Source organism: Opitutus sp. ER46 (assembly GCF_003054705.1).
Taxonomy (GTDB): domain Bacteria; phylum Verrucomicrobiota; class Verrucomicrobiia; order Opitutales; family Opitutaceae; genus ER46.
Genome location: NZ_QAYX01000023.1, coordinates 428,071 through 448,242 on the forward strand (window position 1 = coordinate 428,071; position 20,172 = coordinate 448,242).

At 67.1% G+C, this 20,172-nt stretch carries 12 protein-coding genes; 4 read left to right on the plus strand and 8 right to left on the minus strand.

Features of this window, described 5'->3' with window-relative positions; translation table 11 throughout:
* Positions 1–10: 10 nt before the first annotated feature.
* From amrB to DB354_RS14710, 4 genes are all read right to left on the minus strand, one after another.
* A complete protein-coding gene (amrB, locus tag DB354_RS14695; RefSeq protein WP_107836386.1) occupies positions 11–1,516 on the minus strand; it encodes an AmmeMemoRadiSam system protein B in 1,506 nt (501 codons plus the stop codon).
* A gap of 63 nt (positions 1,517–1,579) precedes the next feature.
* Positions 1,580–1,942: a hypothetical protein gene (locus DB354_RS14700; protein ID WP_107836387.1), complete on the minus strand. Its 363-nt coding sequence runs from the start codon at positions 1,940–1,942 to the stop codon at positions 1,580–1,582.
* A gap of 194 nt (positions 1,943–2,136) precedes the next feature.
* Complete coding sequence (locus DB354_RS14705) at positions 2,137–4,800, minus strand: Tat pathway signal sequence domain protein (RefSeq protein WP_107836388.1); 2,664 nt, start codon at positions 4,798–4,800, stop codon at positions 2,137–2,139.
* A gap of 50 nt (positions 4,801–4,850) precedes the next feature.
* The gene (locus tag DB354_RS14710) at positions 4,851–6,962 is read right to left on the minus strand and encodes a rhamnogalacturonan lyase (RefSeq protein ID WP_107836389.1); all 2,112 of its coding nucleotides are present in this window, start codon (positions 6,960–6,962) and stop codon (positions 4,851–4,853) included.
* A gap of 415 nt (positions 6,963–7,377) precedes the next feature.
* Here DB354_RS14710 and DB354_RS14715 point away from each other — a divergent pair, with 415 nt between their 5' ends.
* Positions 7,378–9,192 carry a DEAD/DEAH box helicase gene (locus DB354_RS14715; protein ID WP_107836390.1) on the plus strand — a complete coding sequence of 605 codons (1,815 nt, stop codon included), beginning with the start codon at positions 7,378–7,380 and terminating at the stop codon, positions 9,190–9,192.
* Positions 9,193–9,235: 43 nt separating this feature from the next.
* Here the strand turns inward: DB354_RS14715 and DB354_RS14720 are convergent, their stop codons facing one another.
* Positions 9,236–10,495 carry a class I SAM-dependent methyltransferase gene (locus tag DB354_RS14720; protein ID WP_199226857.1) on the minus strand — a complete coding sequence of 420 codons (1,260 nt, stop codon included), beginning with the start codon at positions 10,493–10,495 and terminating at the stop codon, positions 9,236–9,238.
* Positions 10,496–10,733: 238 nt separating this feature from the next.
* On the opposite strand from DB354_RS14720, the gene DB354_RS14725 reads away from it, so the two are divergent.
* From DB354_RS14725 to DB354_RS14735, 3 genes are all read left to right on the plus strand, one after another.
* On the plus strand, positions 10,734–12,152 hold the full coding sequence (locus DB354_RS14725; protein ID WP_107836392.1) for a DUF2142 domain-containing protein: 1,419 nt from the start codon (positions 10,734–10,736) through the stop codon (positions 12,150–12,152).
* A 92-nt stretch (positions 12,153–12,244) separates the two neighbouring features.
* On the plus strand, positions 12,245–13,402 hold the full coding sequence (locus DB354_RS14730) for a hypothetical protein (RefSeq protein WP_107836393.1): 1,158 nt from the start codon (positions 12,245–12,247) through the stop codon (positions 13,400–13,402).
* 89 nt (positions 13,403–13,491) lie between these two features.
* Positions 13,492–14,559: an NAD-dependent epimerase/dehydratase family protein gene (locus DB354_RS14735; protein WP_107836394.1), complete on the plus strand. Its 1,068-nt coding sequence runs from the start codon at positions 13,492–13,494 to the stop codon at positions 14,557–14,559.
* Between the two features lie 167 nt (positions 14,560–14,726).
* Here DB354_RS14735 and DB354_RS14740 read toward each other — a convergent pair whose 3' ends face one another.
* The 3 genes from DB354_RS14740 to DB354_RS14750 form a co-directional block, all read right to left on the minus strand.
* Positions 14,727–16,133, minus strand: coding sequence for a glycoside hydrolase family 28 protein (locus DB354_RS14740; protein WP_107836395.1), 1,407 nt, complete (start codon positions 16,131–16,133; stop codon positions 14,727–14,729).
* A gap of 173 nt (positions 16,134–16,306) precedes the next feature.
* Positions 16,307–17,059, minus strand: coding sequence for a glycosyltransferase family 2 protein (locus DB354_RS14745; protein ID WP_199226858.1), 753 nt, complete (start codon positions 17,057–17,059; stop codon positions 16,307–16,309).
* Between the two features lie 321 nt (positions 17,060–17,380).
* Positions 17,381–20,167 (minus strand): hypothetical protein, encoded by a 2,787-nt coding sequence (locus DB354_RS14750; RefSeq protein ID WP_107836396.1) that lies wholly within the window; start codon positions 20,165–20,167, stop codon positions 17,381–17,383.
* Positions 20,168–20,172 lie beyond the last annotated feature (5 nt).

Sequence of the window (20,172 nt, forward strand, 5' to 3'; positions counted from 1 at the left end):
GGCGCGGGGCTCAGGGCTCGTGCTCCCGGAACGACGCGACCTGGTACACGGCGACCTCGACCCCGGGCCGGCGCCAATCGCCCGCGCGCCCGCCCGCCTTCTGCGCGAGCGTGTCCAGAAACTCGGTCTTGTCCGGCAGTTGCTGCCAGACCTGGGGCAGGTAGGTGGCGGTGCCGGCGGGCACGCGCAGAATCACGCCGTCCACCCCGGGGCGCAGTTGCCGGAGCAGGTCATCGGGCGAGGTGAACGGCAGCGGGAGGGGGGCCGAGAGCACGCTGATCTCGATCTCGAGCCCGGCCACCTCCGCCGGGCGCACCGGGGAGAAGCGCGGGTCCTCGCGTGCCGCGCTGCGGGCATTGTCGATCACGGCAGCGTAGAGCGGGCCGCGGGCCAGCAGGTTGCCGATGCAGCCGCGCAACTGGCCGTGCCGCGTGAGCGTGACGAAGACCGCGCGGGAGGCGGTGAGGCTGGGCCGGTTCGCGAGCTCGCCGGGGGCGGGGAGCTCCTCGTTGCCGGCGGTCGCCACCACCGTGCGGCGCGCGAGGGCCAGGAGCAGGCTTCGTTCCTCGGCGTTGAGGGTCGCGCCGGCCGGACGCGCGTAGAACGCGACGGCGGCGTAGCCGACGACCCGGGACGAGTCGCCGGCGGTGTCGCCGCTGTTCCGGAGGTCGAGCAAGCGGGCCTCCCACCCGCGTTGGCGCGCGAGGTGGACCAGCGTCTGCACGGGCACCAGGCCGCACGCTTCCTGCGTCGCGAGTTGGCGCAGGTCCAGCGCGAGGACGGCATCGACCCACCGCCGGTCGAGCCGGCGCGCCTGGGCGGCGGAGTGGTAGTGGCTGAGATCGGTGCTGACGACGAGGAGCGTGCGGTCATCGACGAACCGATCCAGGGCGCGCGCGGCGGCGGCCGGATCGACGCGGCCCATCACGACCGGGAGCAACTGGAAACTTCCGAGGCTGCGCTGCAGGAAAGGAACCTCGACTTCGCCGGAGTGCTCCCAGGTATCGGCCTGGTCCTCCCCCGGGCGCGGCAGCGGGCGTGACGCTTGGTCGGCCCACGGCGGCCGCTGGACATCCAGCGGGTGATCGAGTGCAAAGGGCGCGTGCCGGGCGAGTTCGCGGGCCTGCGGGGCAACCGGCACGTCGCCGAGCGGCGTGCGATAGATGTCGGCGTCCGAAACCGCGGCGAAGTCGATGGCCGCGTAGTGGGCCGGCGAGAGCAGGACGACCGTGGCGAAGGACGATCCTCGCAGGAGGGCAAAGCCGGAGGCGGCGACGGGTCCCGAATAGTCGTACCCCGCGTGCGGGCAGATTAGCGCCCTGAGCTCACCGGTCGGCGAGGTCTTGGCCGCGGCGAGGTACGCGTCGACCGTGCGGCCGAGCACGCCGGGATCCTTGGGGTAGAACAGCCCTGCCACCGCCGGCTCCCGCACCTCAGAAGCCGATGGCGGGGTGGCGAAGACGGTGACCGCGCAGGCGAGGGCAAACGCGAGGACGGGGCACGGGGAGCGTTTCATGCGGGGTGACTCCTTCCGCCCGGAAGTTGGGCGGGCCGACGCTAGGAATCCCTCTTACGCAGTTCAATGCAGGAGGAGCAGGCTGGTCAGGAGACCGGTCCAGGCGACGAGACCGCCGCCTACGAGAAAGAAGGTGAGCCGGCGGGAGTGGGCCTTCGCGGCCTGGGACAACCGGAGCCACGAGACGTCCACCACCCAGTGAATCTGCGGCATGCCGGCCGGCAGCGGGTACCATTGGCAGCCGTCGGCAATGAATCCCTCGGCTGCGAGCTGGCGGATGAAGGCGATCTTTCTGCGTTCGGAGAAGCTGTTGCGCGTCGCGCGGACGATCACGGTCTCGGGGTCCGGGGTTTCCACCTTCAGGAGCGTGTCCACATCGGGGAAGGTGAACTCATAGCTCCGGGTCTTCAGCGCGGGCGTGTTCATCCGCGCGATAGACCAGGGAAATGGAAAGTGGAGCGCCGTGCGCGGCGGAATTTTCGCGGCGAGAGCGTTCAAAGGCCGGATGTCAGAAGTCAGAGGTCGGATGTCAGATGTCGGAGATCAGAAGTCGAAATCCAGAGGCGGTTTGTCGGAGGGAGAGTAGGAGAAAGAGGAAGAGTAAGAGAAAGAGCTTGGGGCTACTCGCCCGAGGGCTTTTCCCACTCGGGCAGGTAGGCGCGGGCGAGTTCGAGGGTTTCGATCGCGTTGAGCGCCCATTGCACGCTGGCGACGCCATGGAGCTGCCAGCCGACGGAGGCTCCGAGGAAGGCAGGATCGGTCACGGGGCGCACGACGCTGGGGGCGGCGTAGCGCTTGGGCTGTGGCAACGGGGGCAGCACGCCGGCGGGGCCGATCAGCTTTTCCCAGGCCATCCGGCCAAGCGCGGCGTCACCCTTGCGGTTGGCGGCGTAGGCGAGCATGCGGGGGCCGGTCATCTCATTGCCCTGGACGGCGCGGCCGACCGCCTCCGAGGTCGCGACCCACGCGCGCCAGAACTCGGGGATGTCGTACATCGGCTCCATCTCCCACATGTTCTCCGGTCCGCCGAAGATCATGTCGAAGTAGCGCCCTTGAAACTTGCCGTCGGCGTCGACGTTGCGGGCCATGGCGCGCATGGCGGACTCGATTTCGGCACGCCAGCGCGGGTCGCCCCCGCGTTCCCATTCGGTCGTCCAGTTGGCCGCGTAGCACATCCATTCGAGCCCGAAGCGGGTGAACGGTTCACGCTGGGCGGCGGTGCGGCGGGCGGTGAATTCCTCCGGACGCGGCGCGGGGACCGCGCTCGGGGCGTTCGGGAACCGCGGGTTCTTGCGCGCGTCGAGTACCGGCCGGCCATCGGCGTCCGGCACGTAGTGGGACGCGTTGAACTGTTGCAGGTACTCGTAGGTGAGATCGGCATCGAGCTGCTCGCGGAGGAGATCGCCGACGCGGCCGTCGCCACCGCTGAGGAAGTAGAACGCGCGCTTGAGCCCGGCGTGGCTCGCCCGGGGCTGCTTCGCGCCGTCGCCCCAGTGGTTGACGTTGTGGCGAGAGCCCAGCGGGGCGAACGGCCCGATGTGGTACGCGTCGACCTCGCTGGTGTGCCGGGTCATCGCAGCGGCGAACCGGTACAGGTCGGCGCGGCCGGTGCGCAGGAAGGAATACCAGAGCAGCATGTCGGGCATGAGCTCGGTGTTCGCCCAGGCCCAGCCGCCGACGTCGTACCGCCACTCGTGGCGTTCGAAGTCGTAGTTGTGCATGATGTCGCCGAAGTCCCAGAACCCATACCAGGAGCGCTCCTCGACCTGCCCGTGGTAGAAATCCACGAAGCCCTGCACCTGGTCCTCGATCCAGCGTAGCGTGGGCGTGGAGCGATCCGGCAGGCTCCAGTATCCGAACGCGTGTTGCGCGTGGTAGTGCTCCGGGGGGCACACGAGCAGGGAGGGCTCGGCGGCGACGCGGCTCATGCCGACGAGGGTCTCATTGCGCGGCACGCCGTTGAGCACCCACAGCGTGAGATCCTGCGTGTTGGCGATCCCGAGCGGGGTGCCCCAGCCCGGTTTCCAGTCCTCGTAATTGATGGCGAGTCCGTGCGGGATCTCGTCGTAGCGGCGGAGATCCATCGCGGGCGCCTCGGGCGACCAGAACCACACGCGCAAGTCCGCGGCGGGCGAGGCGCCGCCGGTGATTTCGATCGAGCGCGGCGCCTTTTGCCAGAAGTCCTTCACGCCGACGGCGAGCGCCCCGCTGCAATCGCCGACGAGCGCGAGGCCGCGCGAGCGGCGGCCGTCGTTTACGTGCAGCCAGGAGGCGGCGGACGTGGTGCGCTTGGCGATGGACCAGCCATTGGGCGAGAGCTGGGTGAGTTTGGCGTCGGCCCAGATCGGCATCGTCTGCAACGCGTCGCGGGTGCGCGGTTCGAGGTCCGCGACGTTGGGCACGCGCTGGCCGGCGAGGTGCTGCGGGTAGAGCTGGACTACCTCGGGCCCGGCCTGGGTGCGGAAGCCGGGCAGCATGCGCACCGGCTGCGCCCACATGCCGGCGTCGGTCTCGCCCGCCAGACGGACATGGCGGTTCTGCAGCTGCTCGCGGAACGGGACGGCGAAGGTCAGGCCGATGCCACGCAACGCGTCCTGCTGCGGGTCGAGGTCGTACACGAAGGAGTGGGTCACGCGGACCGCCGGCGAACCCGCGAAGAACGAGAGCCGCACCGTGAACGGCAGCACGGCGCGGTTGCCGGTGGTGGCGAGGTGGCGGCCGGTGACCTTGATCACGGCGTGCACCGGACCGGAACGTTCGACGGTGGCGGAGGTGATGTCGCTGACGAACTCCGTGGCGGCCCCGCCGGTCTGCGTCTGCGCGACCAAGTGCCCCTCGCGCGCCACGGCGCCGGCGGCGGTGGTGAAGGACTCGATCACGTTGGGGCCGCGTTTGCCGATGCGGGCGACGAACCCGCCGGTATCGACGGTGATGGCATCGGCGGTGTCGGTGACGGTGAGCGCCTGGGTCGGCGCGGCGGGCTGGCCGACGGCGAGTTGAAACGACGCGGGCAGCGAGGCCTGTGCGGCGATGGCGTGGCCGCTCCACTTCACGGAGCCATCGGGCCAGAACGCCAGCGGCCATGACTGCACGGGAATCGCGGTGCCGTCGGCGCCCACAAGCGCGAGCGGGTCGGTCGCCTTCAGTTCGCCCTTGGCCCAGGGTACGCCCCACGTGACGCCATCGGGTGCAGGCGGCGGCGCGCCGTCGAGCCAGTGCACGCTCACCGGAGCGGCGGAGGCGAACAGCGGCAGGGCGAGCAACGCGAGCAGACTGGCTTTCATGATGAGAGGAAGGGACCGGGACCGAGACACAGGGAGGGCGAGGCGGCGGATCAGCGCGGTTCGGCGACGCGGATCACGGGCTTGGGCGGCAGCGGCGCGGCCTCGTCGAGATAGAAGCTCGGGTGGGGCGGCTGGTTGTAGGCGACGTTCTGCCACGCGACCGCGAGGCGGTACTGCCGGTCGTGCATGAGCGTGCACAGCCGATGGGGCGTGGGGATCGTCGTCGTGTAGATTCGCAGTTCCTTGCCGTCGTTGCTGCGGAGGACGAGTTCCTCGCGCCAGTCGCCGAACAGGTCGGCGCAGAGCGTCGGGGTGGCCTTGGTGCCGTTGTTGGAGGAGGCACCCTGCGCGATCAGCAAGGTCGATTCCGTGCCGGACTCGGGGTGCCATTTGGTGATCGTGTTGCGGTCGAGCAGCTCTTGGAGAAAGTCGCCGTCCCAGTAGATCGCGAAGTTGCAGGAGCGCGGCGTGCGATCGGAAATTTTGCGGCCGTGGGCGTCGAGCATGCCAACCTGTTCCACGGCGGCGCCGCGGGCCCAGGACTCGGCGCCGGGATAGCGGGGATCGATGTTGAAGGCGACGCCGCGGCCGGGACCTTCGCCGGCGTCACCACCGCTCTCGGCGGCGTGGATCGACGCGATGGTGAAGATCGGGCGACCGGTGCGGGCGTCGCGCATGGCCATGCCCTGTTTGTCGAAGCGCTCCTGGATCGTGAAAACCTCGAGGCCGGGATTGTCGGGCACGAGATCGGAGACGTGCATGGCGTCGCCGTGGCCCCAGCCGGTGGAGTAGAGCGGCTTGCCGTCGTCATCGATGACCATGGCGCCGTAGACGATCTCGTCGCGGCCGTCGGCATCGACGTCGGCGACCGTGAGGTTGTGGTTGCCCTGGCCGCGGTAGGGATTGGTGCGGTCGGCCGGGCCATAGGCATCGCTGTCGAAGAACCAGCGGCGGGTGAGCTTGCCGTCGCGCCAGTCCCAGGCGACGAGCGTGCTGCGCGTGTAGTAACCGCGGCACATCACGACACTCGGGTGAACGCCGTCGAGGTAGGCGACGGCGGCGAGGTAGCGGTCGGAGCGGTTGCCGCTGGCATCGCCCCAGCGCGTGGCGAGGCCCTGCGGGTCGAGTGTCGTCGGGCCGTCGATGCGACCGGGAATGTAGTCGGTGGTGGCAAGGGCGGCGCCGGTGGCGCCGGAGAAGACGGTCAGGTATTCGGGGCCGCTGAGAATGTGGCCGGCGGGGTTGACCGTGCGCTCCACGGCGGGGCCGTTGCCGTCGCGCGGTGGGTGCATTACCTTGAACGACGCGCCCTCGGGCTGGACCCAGTTGGCGTTGGCGTCGCCGATGACCTTGCCCGTGCCGTCGATCGTGCCGTCGGCGGTCTTGCAGACGACCTCGGCGCGGCCGTCGCCGTCGAGGTCGTACACCATGAACTGCGTGTAGTGGGCACCCCCGCGGATGTTGCGGCCGAGGTTGATGGTCCAGAGGTGGCGGCCGTTGAGCTTGTACGCCTGGAGCAGGGTTTCGCCGGTGGCGCCGCCCTGGGAGTTGTCGCGCGGCTGGCGCTCCTGCTTGATGACGAGCTCGTATTCACCGTCGCCGTCGAGATCGCCGGCGGAGCCATCGCCCGGCGTGTAGCCCTCCGGCGTCTGCAGCGGGATGGCGAGGTAGGGCAGCGGCGCGGGGGCGGCGGGGAAGGTGAACGCGGCGCTGGGCTCCTGCTCCTGGCCATCGACCACGGCGCGCACGAAGTACGAGGTGCTCGTGGCGAGGTTCGGCGCCTCGTCGAGAAAGCAAGTCGGGCCGGTGAGAGGAGCGGCATTCAATTTCACCGGCTGGCCGGACTCCGCCGCGCGGGGGCCGAACCCGCCGGGGCCAGGACGGCGACCGTTGCCACTGGCTGGCGGCGTGGCGCCCGGGGGCGTACTGCGCGGAGGCGGAAAGCCGGGCGGACGCGGGAGAGGCTCGGACTTGCGATAGAGGTTGAAGGCGACGCTGTCCGGATCGGTAGCAAGGAGCCGCCAGCTGACGAAGACCTTGCCGTCGGGCTGGTGGATCGCGACGACGCCGCGTCCGAGCTTTTCCATGACAGGCTGGGCAGGGGAGAGCGTGGCGGCGGCGCAGGCGACCGCGGCCAAGACAAAGAGGCGGAGGGGAGACATGGGTGAGACAGCCATACGCAGGAGCGGGGGCAAGGTGACGGGTCTGGGCTGGGATCGCGCAGCTACCGACGTCGGATGGTCTTCGCAGTTTTCGCGTCCGCGAAAACTGAAGAAGGAGCAGGCGATCGAGCCGTGTATTGTAAGATAATATGCGCTAGTTAGATAGCGCTATTTGACTGCCGCCTGGCCGGAGGTGCTGCCGTAACATGAAGGGCAAATGCTAAGAGGGGCGGTGTCGGGGCCGAGGAGGCGGGGCTGGGGGCGTGTTGTTCGCTTGTGTCGGGTCGGCGCTATCCGCTTGAGCCGCTCTGCCACTTGTTACGCGACGGCGTCGAGTGACGGAGTCGAGAACGAGAAAGATTTTGGGGGAGATATGCGGCTGGCAGATTGCCCAACGTGACGCCACGTTGGGCACATGGACAAGAAGCCGTTTGCGGAACTGGGGTTGTCGGCCGAGTCGCTCAAAGCGACCGAGAAGATGGGGTTTGAAGAGGCTTCGCCCATCCAGACAGCGGTGATTCCGGTGGCGTTGACGGGGCGGGACGTGGTGGGGCAATCGTCGACCGGTTCGGGAAAAACCGCCGCGTTCATGCTGCCCGCGATCGAGCGGATCGAGGCGCGGAAGCGCGTGGTGCAGGTGCTGGTGCTGTGTCCCACGCGCGAACTGGCGGTGCAGGTCGCCGAGGAGACCGGACGTCTGGCGGCGTTCAAACCGGCGATCCGCGAGGTGCCGATCTACGGCGGGCAGAGCTACGAGCGGCAATTCCGGGCGCTGGCGGCGGGCGTGCAGATCGTGATCGGGACGCCGGGCCGGGTGATGGACCACATGGAGCGCGGGACGCTGCCGCTGGATCAGTTGCGGGTGGTGGTGCTCGACGAGGCGGACCGGATGCTGGACATGGGTTTTCGCGAGGACATCGAGAAGATCCTGAGCGCGACGCCGCCGGAGCGGCAGTTGTTGTTTTTCTCGGCGACGATGCCGCGGGCCATCCAGGAACTGATCAAGCGCTACAGCCGGGATCCGGCGTGGGTGAAGATCGAGGCGGTGGCGCAGAATGCACCGGCGGTGGAGCAGTTCTATTTCGAAGTGGATCGTCGCTCGAAGATCGAGGCGCTGACCCGGCTCATCGATGTGCACGACTTCCGGTACGGGATCATTTTCTGCAGCACGAAGGTGATGGTGGACGACCTCGACGAGCAGTTGCATGCGCGCGGGTATGCGGTGGACCGGCTGCACGGCGATATCACGCAGGCGCAGCGCGATCGGGTGATGGCAAAGTTCCGGGAGCGGAAATTCGAGTTTCTCGTGGCGACCGACGTGGCGGCGCGCGGCCTGGACGTCGACGACCTCGAGGTCGTGTTCAACTTTGACCTGCCGAATGACGCTGAGGACTACACACACCGGATCGGCCGCACGGGCCGCGCGGGGCGGACGGGCAAGGCGTTTACGTTCGTGTCGGGGCAGGAGATCTACCGCCTGCAGGGGATGATCCGCTTTGCGCGGCTGACGATCCGGCGCGGGAGCATTCCGTCGCTGGATGAAGTCGCGGAGGCGCGCAGCAATGTCCTGTACGAGACGATCCGGCGGACGCTCGAGGAGCGAAATTACCGGCCGCACGACGCCTTGGTCGACCGGCTGCTGGACCAGGGATTTGCGAGCACGGACATCTGCTCGGCGGTGATTCACCTGTTGCAGGTCGGCGAGACGGGCGGCAGCGGCGGGCCGAGTGGGGAAGGCCGCACCGGCCAGGCGGTGGAAAAGCCGGCGAGTGCCCCGGCACCGCGGTGGGTGGAATCGCGCAAGGCATCGACGCCGCCGGCCAAACTGACGCGTCGCGACGAGAGTGCTCCTGGTGCGCCTGCAGCGGCCGAATCAGCGCGGCCTGCGCCGTCTACCTCCGCATCCGCCGCCGAGGCGTCGGCCGCGCGAGGCAAGAAGCACAAGTACGAGCGGCCTGCGCGCACGGGACGCGAGGCCGGGATGGCGACCTTGCGACTCAATGTCGGGGGCGAGCATCTGGTCACGCCGGCAGACATCGTGGGCAAGATTGCGGGCGTGTGCCGGCTGCCCGGCGAGGTGGTCGGCGCGATGGACATTCATGACCGGCACACGTTGGTCGATGTGGCCGAGGAGCAGGCGGCGTACATCGCCCAGAAGCTCGCCGGTATCCGCCTCAAGAACGTGCCGCTCCAGGTGGAACGGCAGCAGCCCGCGGCTGGGAACGCGTGAGGCGGCTCGCCGAGTAGCCAGTCGGACTTGGTCCGGCTGGCCGCTAGCGCAGCCGGCTTGGCAGGGCTTGGAAAACCTCAAGGTCGATCAGGCCCTCCTTGCCCTGTCGATCGGCGACGGCGATGGAGTATTCGCCGTCGGCGAGCTGCAGCCAGAGCCCCGCGTCGGTGCCGTCGAGTCCCTGGGCTTCAGAGCCCGCGGCAGGGAGAAGTTCGCGCAGCATTCCCTGGGTGGTCTGGGGCAGCGTTTGCCAGCCCGCGTTGGCGGCGATGGCGCTGCCCGTGGCGTCGAAAAAGAGCAGGCTCGGTGCCGCCAGGAGATGTCCATAGCCCTGCTGCTGTAGTATCCGAGTGGAGGCTCGAACCCAGAGGTCGCAGTTTTGGCGGACCATAATCGACAGCCGGAGGTTGGCTGCGCCGACGCCGACATAGGCCCGCGCGGCAGCGATTCGGATGATCGGGGAGGGCAGTGGCTCGGGTGCGTGCGGCTGGCTGGGCGCAGTGTCTTCTTGGACCGCGGTGGCAACCGGCGGTGATGGCACCCGCAACACCGCCACCGACTGTCCCAAGTGGCCCTTGCCGCGCATGACACGGCCGTCTTCCCAAGTGACGTCCTCGTGGAGCGGGATGTGCGGCTGATCGCCGCCGTGGATGCTCTCGACGACGAGGCCGAGTTGCCGGGCCCACGCAAGCAGCGTGTCGCGCTCAATGAACTGGTTCAGATGGCCGCTGCGGGCGTTGAACATCGGCCAGTGCGCGATCAGGCGAAACTCGAGGAACGACAGCACGATTCGGCCACCGGGGCGGAGCACGCGCATCGCCTCCTGAAGATAACGGTAACAGTCCTCCTGCAGGAGGTGGGTGAAGACGGAGAAGAAGCAGACGAAATCAGCCGTGCCATCGGCGACCCGAATACGGGCGCCATCGGTCACATCGAACTCCCAATCGTCGCGGTGACAGAGCCGTTTGGCATAGGAGATCAGGTCGGGGACGACGTCGAAGCCCATGAATCGGAGGTGTTCGTAGGCGGCAAGCTGGCAGGCGAGGCGTCCGCTGCCACAGCCCACATCGACGACGCACTGGCCGTCGCGAAGGCCGAGGGACTCAAGCAACTGGCGCTGTAGTGCGCCAACGGCGAAGAAATCGCCGCCGACGGCCCGACGCATTGCTTCGTCTTCGCCCAGACGGCTCTTCAGATCGGCCACAAAATCGACGTAGGATTGTTTTGCCATGATCGACGAGGCTGTGAGCCCACCCGGTTGCGGAGATACGTCAATCCCTTGGCTCAAAATCGATTGAGTCATGAGTGGGGCTGAAAACCGGCGCGGCCTCCGGTGCCGCCTGGGGCAGGCATTCTGGCGTCTGCGACACGCGATATTGCTGCTGCCGCGGACTGAGCTGGCTTGGCGTTGTTCGATCGATCCAGGTGACGGGTATCCGGAGTGCGCGTGGCTGGGTGCGATGAACTGATTCGCGGGACTTGGTCTGGCTCAGGTAAATGGGTTTGATCGCGGCTGATCGTGCGACCACGTTTTGCGCTCCATGACGCGTTCGGCGCCGGCATCCAACACCCCGACTCGACTCGCCTGGCTCCGGCCAGAGCGGGTGTTTCTCGCCGTCGGGCTGGTCTTCGGGTTGATGAACCTCTTCCTGAATCCGCCCTTCCAGGCGCCGGATGAACCCGACCACTTCTTTCGCGCGTTTCAGTTGAGCGAAGGCAAGTTGGTTGGGGTGCGTCGTGGGCAGCAGAGTGGCGGTGACCTGCCTTTGCCCATCATGGCGGTGGCGGATACCGAGGGTATCGCGTTTCATCCCGAGAAGAAGATGTCGGTGGCGATCATCCAGAAGAAGCTCGCGCCGGCCGAAGTGGATTGGACGCATGCGCCGAGAGGCTACGCCCACTTCCCTCATACTGTCGTCTATTCGCCGGTGACGTATGCTCCTCAGATCGTCGCGTTGGGACTGGGGAAGGTGGTGTCCGCCGGCCCGCTCCTGCTGCTCTATCTGTGTCGGCTGGCGGTACTGGGGGCGTACCTCCTCGTGGGGTGGCTGGCGCTGCGCCGGCTTCCCGTCCGCACTTGGTCGTGTCTGCTCCTGCTCATGGTGCCGATGAGCTTGTATCTCGGGTCGGCAACCGCGGCGCCCGATTCACTGCTCAATTGTCTCGCGTTTCTGCTCGTGGCGCTGGCCGTCGCCGCCCTCGCCCGGCCGGCCGAGGCTCCGGAGCGGATGGGCGAACTCGTCGGGTTCGGCTTGGCCGTGGCGCTGGTGGCAATCCTGAAGAATGTCTATCTGCCGCTTGGGCTCGCCGCGCTGCTGCTGCGTTTGACGCGGATATCGACGCCGCGGCGGCGCGTCATTTTCGGCATCACCACGTTGTTGGTGGCTGTGCTGCCGGTTCTGGTCTGGTCGCAGTTTGTCTCCGCCGCCTGGGTGGTGGGGCGGTCCGACATCCCGATTGATCCGGTCGCCCAGGCGCGGCACGTCGTTGGCGATCCGCTGGGCTTTCTCGCGCTCGTTGGCCACACGCTCCACGTCGAGGGCGTTCCATTGTACCGGTCTTTCGTGGGCCTGCTGGGCTGGGGTGACACGGACATGCCGGAATGGTTCTATCGGGCGTTTGGGATTGGTTTCGTGTTGTGCCTCCTCGCGGAGAGTTCTCGGGACGACCACGTGAGCTGGTCGCATCGTGGACTGTTTGCCGTGGCGGTGGTCGGGAGCTTGTTGCTGGTATTCCTGGCCCAGTACTCGTTGTGGAATGCGCCGGGCTCGACGGGTCCGATCGAGGGGGTGGGCGGACGGTATTTCCTGCCCATGGCTCCGTTCCTCGTCTTCTGCGCGCCACCAATCCGGTGGGTTGGTGTGCCAAGCGGCGTCATCGCGGCAGGTGCGGCGATTCTTACGGTTTTGTGTGGCGCCGTGACAGTCTATGCCGTCGTTGCGCGTTACTACGTCTCATAGGTTGCCGATTGTCCATCTATCCTACCGGAGCGCGGTAAATTGCGGTTGTCACTTTGGGCCGTGGCCCGTTGTTTCGGCGGCTTCCAACCCCGATGAGCAAACGTCATTTCATCCTGTGGTATGTTCTGGGCGCCATTTTTCTCGGCGTGTTCATTGCGCCGGTGGCATGGCGCAATGCGTTCATTACTCCGCTGCCGCTGCCGGAGTGGGTCCGGATTGCGATTGAAGGCGCATTGATCGGGCTAACGCCACTAGCGGCCTGGCTCGCCCTCGCCGGGGAGAAATTCGAGGGTCGGGGCAAACTCGGTGCCTGGTATGTCGCCCTCTGCGCCACGGCGATCTGCGAGGTCATCCATTACTGGGTCACGGATCGCGGCCACTACTTTGGACAGTTCCCGGACAACACGACTTGGCAGGTCTTCATGCACGGTCCGATTCTTGATCTCAGCCCGGGCGCGCTGCCGCACTCCTATCGCTTCTTGCCTGACGCGTTCGTCCAGTTCTTCACCTGGCTGACCAATGACTTTGCCGTTTCGCGAATCGGATACCGGCTCCTCTTCAATGCGCTGCTCTTCACCGCGCTCTATCGCCTCGCGCGCACCTATGTCGTCGACTTGCTGGCGGCCGGCGCTGTGGCGCTCGCCGTCGCGATTTATCCGATCACGATCCTGAAGTACGCTGGTCAGTTCGTGGACCCGATGTCGCACTTCGTGATGATTGCCGGCGTCCTGTGCCTGGTGCGCCGTTACGAGGCCGGCTTCGGCCCGCTGCTGTTTGTCGGACTGTTCGCTAAGGAGTCGGTGATCGTGCTGGCGGCGTGTCGTCTCTTCCACGGCCGGAGCCGTGGGCGGGCGGCCTTGCTGGCTGGCGTTTACGGGGTGGTGGCGCTCGCGATCCTGTGGGGCATCCGCCGCGCCGTGTTGCAGGGGAATCTCGAGTATTCCGCGATCAGCGGGGTGGAGTTGAAACACATCACAGAGAACCTCGGGTGGTATCGGGAATGGATCCTGATGTACTTTGCCATCTCCCTCGCGTTGGTGCCGGGGGCGATCCTGGGGTGGAAGTACCTCGACCGTGAGTTCCAGCTCACGACCACCCTCACCATCATCGCCCTGGTGGTGTCGTCGCTGATGTTCAGCTGGCTTTCTGAGATTCGAAACCTGATGCCGGCGTTCATGCTGCTGGCGATTGTGAACATGGCCTACGTGCAGCACGCGTTGCTGCCGAAGCTGCGGTCGCCCGCGGTCTGAGGCGAGATGCCGGGGAGCCGCCGAAGTTTTCCGGCTAGCGAAATCGCTGGCCGGGGCTCAGGCTGGCGGGCTTCCAACGCTCTTCCATCGTGACCAAGACTCTCCTCGTCACCGGTTCGTCCGGGCTCATTGGCTCCGAAGTGTGCGCGTATTTCGCGCGCGAACTCGGCTACACCGTCCACGGCGTGGACAACAATCAGCGGGCGGTGTTTTTCGGCCCGCAGGGGGACACGCGCTGGAACCAGCAACGGCTGGCGCGGGAGCTGCCGGGGTTCGTGCATCACGAGTTGGATATCCGCGATCGCGCGGGCGTGCTCGCGCTGGTACGCGAGGTGAAGCCCCATGCCATCGTGCACACCGCGGCGCAGCCCAGCCACGACCGGGCGGCGGCGATTCCCTTTGATGATTTCGACACCAATGCGGGCGGCACGTTGAACCTGCTCGAGGCGGCGCGCCAGGCGTGCCCCGAGTCTCCCTTCGTGCATATGAGCACGAACAAGGTCTACGGCGACGCGCCCAACCGGATTTTGCTGCGCGAACTCGAAACCCGCTGGGACTACGCCGACCCGGCGTACGAGCACGGCATCGCGGAGACGTTCACGATCGACCAGTCGAAGCATTCGCTCTTCGGCGCGTCCAAGGTTGCGGCCGACGTGATGGTCCAGGAATACGGCCGCTACTTCAACCTGCCGACCTGCGCGCTGCGCGGCGGCTGCCTCACCGGGCCCAATCACTCGGGCGTCGAGCTGCACGGCTTTCTGAGCTACCTGGTGAAGTGCAACCTCGAGGGCCGCGAGTATCGGCTCTTCGGCTACAAGGGGAAGCAGGTGCGCGACAACATCCACTCGCTCGACGTCGCCCGCTTCATGGCGGCTTTCGTCGCCGCGCCGCGCGCCGGCGAGGTGTACAACCTGGGGGGAGGCAAGGGGAACTCCTGCTCCGTGCTCGAGGCCTTCAAGCTCGCCGAGAAATTCTCCGGCAAGAAGCAGGTGTACACGTACGTCGAGCAGGCGCGCGCCGGGGACCACATCTGCTACTACAGCGACCTGCGCAAAATGCGGGCGCACTACCCAACGTGGGACATCACCCAGTCGCTCGAGGAGACCGTCCGCCAGATCGTCGAGGCAGGGAAGAAGAGGCTGAAGGCGGAAGGCTGAAAGCTGAAGCCGGAGGCCTGTCGGATGTCAGACGTCAGATGTCAGACGGAAGTCAGATGTCGGAGGAGATGTCCGGCAGAGAAGACCGCACCAGTCGGGCTGACGTCTGATATCCGACATCTGACATCTGGCCGCATCCGGTTTCAGCCCTTCAGTCCTTTAGCCCTTCAGCCTTTTCTCAGCTGCGGGGCGACGAAGTCGACGCAGTCGATCAGTTCGAGCTGGCTGGGCTGGGGGGTGACGATCTGGACACCGGCCATTTTCCAGCCGGCGGCGTAGCGGACGGTGCCGGCGCTCTCGGCCTCGATCCGGACGTCGTTCCAGCGGATGTCGCGCATCGGCTTTTCCGGATACGCCTCGATGTCGAGTGCCAGTGAGGCGAGGGGATCGGGCGTGTGCATGGCGACGGAGGAGGATAGGACGCGGTCGAATTCGCCGGGGGCGGCGGCCCGCGACACGATGCGCTCGAAACTGATGTTGCGGAACTCCGGCAGACCGCGCTCCGGCGGCAGCACCGGCTCGAGCATCCGCTTCCAGTGTGCCGGGATCTCGCCGGTGAAGTCGGCCGGCAACGTCGGATAGCTGTAGGTCGGCATCCAGTTCAGCGTGAACCGGAATGGCCGCGGCACGCCGACCATCTCGATGTCGTGGATCGAAATCCGCTCGACCAGGCCGCCGCGGGTGCGGGCGGACTTGAAGCTGAATCCCAGCCACGTGCCGAACGCCTTCAGGTTGTACACCTCAACGTCGCGCATGCCACCGGACGTCTCGCTGCCGATCGTGAAGAGACCGTGGCCGGTGCGGACGACGCAGTCGCGGATCACGACCCGCTCGGTCGGTCGGCCGACGCGCAGCCCGTCGGCATCGCGACCGGACTTGAGGCACAGGGCGTCGTCGTTGCAGTCGACGTCGCAGTTCTGGACGAGGATGTCGCAGGACGAGTCGATATCGATACCGTCGGAGCTCGGCCCGAGGTTCTCGCGGATGACGATGCCGTCGACGGTGACGTGGTCGGAGAAGCAGACGTGCACGGTCCAGAAGCCGGAACGCTTCAGGACCAGATTGTGCAGGGTGACATCGGACGAGCGGTACACCAGCATCAGACGCGGACGCTTGCAGTCGTAGTCGACGGCCCAGCGGAGATTGCGCGCCTCGTAATCGCGGAGCATGCCGCCCTTTTCGTCGGGGCCCCAAAACTTGTCCCACCAGAACTCACCGCGGCCGTTGATCGTGCCGCCGCCGGTGATGCGAACGCGTTTCTGATCGCAGATGTTGATGAGCGCGGCCGGCCAGGTCATCTCGATGCCGGCGACGCGGGTCCAGATGTCGGGGAAGGCGGCCTCGTCCTGCACCGCGCGCAGTTCCACGCCCTGGTCGACGCGCAGCTCGACGTCGGATTTGAGGAACAGCGAGCCGGTCAGGTACACGCCCGGCGCGAAGGTCACCACGCCCCCGGCGACGGCGGCCGCGTCGATCGCGCGCTGGATGGCGCCCGTGACGGGCGTCGGCTGATTGGGGGCCGCGCCAAAGTCCTGAACGGAGAACGTGCGTAAACTGCCAGCCGGCTTGTGCATGAAAAGAGGTGCTGGCGAGGCCTGGAAGCGCGCCAGTGCCGCCGAATCTCGCAGCTCATCCGGCCCTCTCAACGCAGGGTAATTCGTACCGTCTGATGCGGACTACCGGCGGGCAGCTGCGCCGAGGTGCGCCGGCGGAGCGAGCGTGGGCGAGTGGCCCGCGCGCCGCCGAGTCACAGTGGGCCGAAGCGGGATTTCGCCCAGGCGACAATCCAGGTGATCGGGTCGCGGAACATGGAGATCTTCTTCCCCTCCTTGAACGAGCGCGACTTGTAGCTGATCGGAATCTCGATCGGCCGGTGCCCCTTGCGGATCAGCTTGATCAGGAGCTCCCAGTCGAAATCGAAGCGGTTGCACTCGAACGTCAGGCCCTGGATGCACGAGCGGCGGAACACCTTGTACATGGTGAACGGATCGCGCAGCCGGACCCAGCAGGAGACATTGATCAGGAAGGTGAAGCCCCAATGGGCGGTGTTCAGGAGCAGCGCCTGCACGGGCTGGTCGGAGAACTTGCGGATCGCCCAGCCCCCCTCGCCGTGGCGCGAACCCAGGACAAACTCCTGCCGGCCGGCGGCGATGGGGGCGAGCAGCGTGTCGTAATCGGCGAGATCGTACTCGAGGTCGGCGTCCTGGATCAGGATCACGTCGCCGGTGGCGGCGGCGAGGCCGGCACGGACGGCGTGGCCCTTGCCCTGGGGACGATCCTCGAGGATGACCCGGACCCGCGGGTGGGACTGGTAGCTGAGCACGATGTCCCGGGTGCCGTCGGTCGAATTGCTTTCAATGATGATGATCTCGAGCCGCCAGCCCGGGATTTCCTTCGCCACGATCGCGGCGAGCGCTTCGCGTGCGGTCGCGGCTTCGTTGAAGGCGGGGACGATGACGGACAGGACGCCGTTATGGATGGGCGGAAACGGAGGGTTCAAAGGGAGAGCAGGAGGCAGTTTTCGCTGACGCGAAAACTGAGTTATTCGTTATCGGTTATTGGCGGCCGCCGGAACGAACGCGGACGTGAGAGTGAGAGCGAAAGGAGGGCCAAAGGGGAGCGGGAAAATGAAGAGGGAGGAGGGCCGAAACGACGGGAGACCAAGGGAAAAGTAGCGGGGGAGTATCTGGACATTATTCCTACGCGATTCCTGAGTATCTGGATATTATCGCGTTAGTGGTTGGTACATGGGCAATAATAATTGCAGCCCTCGTGCTCTCGGCGTCCTTGGCCGGGCCTCGCGCGGGCACCGATTGCCGCGTCACTGGACCCAGTCGGCCTTGATGAAGGCACCGCGGAAGAGCGGGTCGTCGAGCGCGGCGCGCACGCGATTTTCGCCGAGCACGAGTTCGTCGGGGGTGAAGCCGTACGTGGCGACTTTGGCGCGGAGAACCTCGCGTCCATCCAGCCGGATCCACAGCTCGCCCTCGGCGGGTTGGCCGAAGCGATCCGGGGCGAAGCTGGGCAGGTGAATCTCGAGGTCGTGGCCGATATTCTCGTCGACCTCGATCATCTCGCCGGAGCGGAGCGGCGCGCCCCAGTGATCGAAGCGAAACTGGAGCGCGGACGTGCCCACGTAGTATACGGAGAGGATGTCCGCGGCGCCGGCGTGGCCGGTGCTCAGAATCGGTCGCCAGGCGCCCTTCACGCCCTTGGGCAGCATCATGCGCAGGACGAGCGTTCCGCCGCGGCGCCCGGTCATCGCGGCGTCGGCGACGGCGCGCAAGCCGGGGAACGTCGCGGCAATGCTGGCGTCGCCGCTGCGGTTTTCCCCGACGACGACCTGCGCGTGGGTCGAAGCGACGGCGGGCACCGATGCATGCCAAGCCAGGCGATCGTCGCACCAGAGGGCGAGGAGCCGGGACCCGGCAACTGGCTGGGCCCAGCCGGTCTCCGTCTGGCGGATCTCCAGCCGATGGGGAGCGTCGGTATCGAAGGCGAAGGCATCGCTCCACGAGCGCGTGCCGTCGGCCGCGCGATAGCCGAGTCGCGCTTGGCCGGGCTGGACGGTTTCCAGGAGCAGCACGTCGGCCGCGTTGTCGGGACCGGAACTCAGGAGCGGAAGCACCTTGGACGCGTCGAGGCCGATCGCTGGCATCTGGAGCACGAGGTTGGCCGGCGTATCGATCTCGCGCTGGGGCAGATCCGCGCTGAGCCGGCGGAACGCGAGCACCTGGCCGGAGAAACTGGATTCGGCGTGCGTTGGCGCGCCCCGGCGGGCCGGGTCGAGCGGGGCAAAGGTGCGCAGCGCGACCTGGCCGTTGAGCTGGAGCTCAACGCGGTGCTGCAGCCAGGCGGCCTTGTGGACCTCGACGCCGTTGAAGAAGCCATGTTCGGCCGGCGGATAAAACGAGCCGAGTTCGACGCGCAGGCGCGCCACACCGTCGTCGACCGCAAGGCGCTCGCTCCACTGGACCGGCGTGGCCGCGTGCTGGAATCCGAGTCGAAGTCGTCCGCGCGTGTGCCAGTCGAGGAGCACGCGATCAGGGCGCGCCGGGTCCCCGGCCACCAGGAGCGTTTCAACCTCGGCCGGGTTCGACCCGCGCCGAAGTTCCAGCTCGACGGACCCATAGTGGAGTCCGCGGGCGCGATCGCGCAGCACCTCGAGCGGGCTGGTGATTCGGGTGACGTGTTGGACGAGCTCCGGGTTGGTCCGGCGCAACGTGCGTCCAAGATCGAACAGCGCGACGGTGCCGACGGCGATCGAGGCGGCCGTGAGGAGGAGAAGGCCAGTGCGCTTGAGCCGCGGCGTCCAGCCCGGCGAGCGATCACGCGCCACCACGAGGAGGCCGGTTGCGCTGAGCAGGGCGAGCGCCGGAAAGAAATCGACCGCGTAGCGCGGGATCGTGGCCACGTAGAGCAGGATCACGATCGCGGCCGAAACGGTGAGCAGCAGGAAAGCGAGGAGCACGGTGCGCAGGCGGACGCGTTCCTCGTGGGACCGGCGCGCGAGCGCGAACGGCGCCGCAAGCGCGAGCAGGGCCGCCGGAAAGATCGTCAGCAGCCCGAACGGGTCGTCGACGGTGTAGAACTCCCGCGGCATCTCCGATCGCAGCACCGGCACCGGGGCGAAGAAAGGCGGCTGCCAGGTCCACTCCCCGGGCAGGAGAAAGTACATCCGGGCGTTGAAGAGGAAGTAGTCGAGGCCGAAGAGCCGCACCTTCGACTCGTAGGCCATGCTCAGCAGGTAATCGTGCCCGAAGTCGAAGCCGCTGCCGAACCGGGCAAGGTTGTAGGTGAATACCGCGATGCCCATGACACCGATCCCGGCGGCGCCGGCCAACAGCATGGACCACCAACGGCGGTCGCGGCCGTGCAACTGCGCGTGGGCCAGCAGCGGCAGCGCGAGGATCGGGACCGCGTACACATACGTGGGCCGGGAGGCGACGGCCAAGCCGAGCAGCAGGCCGGCGGCCGCCATCCCGAGCGCCTGGCGGCGGGGAGAGTGGAGCGCGCCGTAGAGCGCCAGCAGCGCGAGCATCGCGAACGCATAGCCACCGGCGGTGGCGAGTTCCCAGAAATACGGCCGCCGCAAGAGGACCGCGACCGTGCTGCCGACGGCGAGGACCAGGACGCCGAGCGGAGCGGTCCAGCCGGGCGTATCCGGAAAATACCGCCGACGCAGCGCGAGCCAGACACTGACCGAGGCGAGAAATCCGAGGCTGGTGAAGATCAGGATCGCGCGCGGCGTGGGCAGGAACTCGCCGGTCAGGAGCCGGTAGGGCAGGAGCAGGGTGACCGCGGGGGCGGCGCCAAAATAGAGGTAGTATCGGTCGCTAAAATACGAGACGTCGGTCATCCGCACCCGGTAGTTCTGCGTTGGGTCGTAGGGATCCGGCAGCGCCTTCAGCGCCTCCGGCACGGGGACGTCCATGTGCAACTGCCCCTTCACGAAGCCCCGGACGAGCAGGTTGTAGTAATCGTTGTCGGCCGGCTGCGGCGAAGCCGGGTAGAGCCCGCCGGCGGCACCGACGGTCCAGTGGAACAGCCACAGCGCGCCGACAATGGCCGCCAGCGTGCAGAGGTTTTGTCCCAGGTGTTTGCTCATCGGGC

Excerpts from the sequence above, each read along its gene's own strand:
- amrB (WP_107836386.1), bottom strand. The coding sequence starts at position 1,516 with ATGAAACGCTCCCCGTGCCCCGTCCTCGCGTTTGCCCTCGCCTGCGCG.
- DB354_RS14700 (WP_107836387.1), bottom strand. The coding sequence starts at position 1,942 with ATGAACACGCCCGCGCTGAAGACCCGGAGCTATGAGTTCACCTTCCCC.
- DB354_RS14705 (WP_107836388.1), bottom strand. The coding sequence starts at position 4,800 with ATGAAAGCCAGTCTGCTCGCGTTGCTCGCCCTGCCGCTGTTCGCCTCC.
- DB354_RS14710 (WP_107836389.1), bottom strand. The coding sequence starts at position 6,962 with ATGTCTCCCCTCCGCCTCTTTGTCTTGGCCGCGGTCGCCTGCGCCGCC.
- DB354_RS14715 (WP_107836390.1), top strand. The coding sequence starts at position 7,378 with ATGGACAAGAAGCCGTTTGCGGAACTGGGGTTGTCGGCCGAGTCGCTC.
- DB354_RS14720 (WP_199226857.1), bottom strand. The coding sequence starts at position 10,495 with ATGACTCAATCGATTTTGAGCCAAGGGATTGACGTATCTCCGCAACCG.
- DB354_RS14725 (WP_107836392.1), top strand. The coding sequence starts at position 10,734 with ATGACGCGTTCGGCGCCGGCATCCAACACCCCGACTCGACTCGCCTGG.
- DB354_RS14730 (WP_107836393.1), top strand. The coding sequence starts at position 12,245 with ATGAGCAAACGTCATTTCATCCTGTGGTATGTTCTGGGCGCCATTTTT.
- DB354_RS14740 (WP_107836395.1), bottom strand. The coding sequence starts at position 16,133 with ATGCACAAGCCGGCTGGCAGTTTACGCACGTTCTCCGTTCAGGACTTT.
- DB354_RS14750 (WP_107836396.1), bottom strand. The coding sequence starts at position 20,167 with ATGAGCAAACACCTGGGACAAAACCTCTGCACGCTGGCGGCCATTGTC.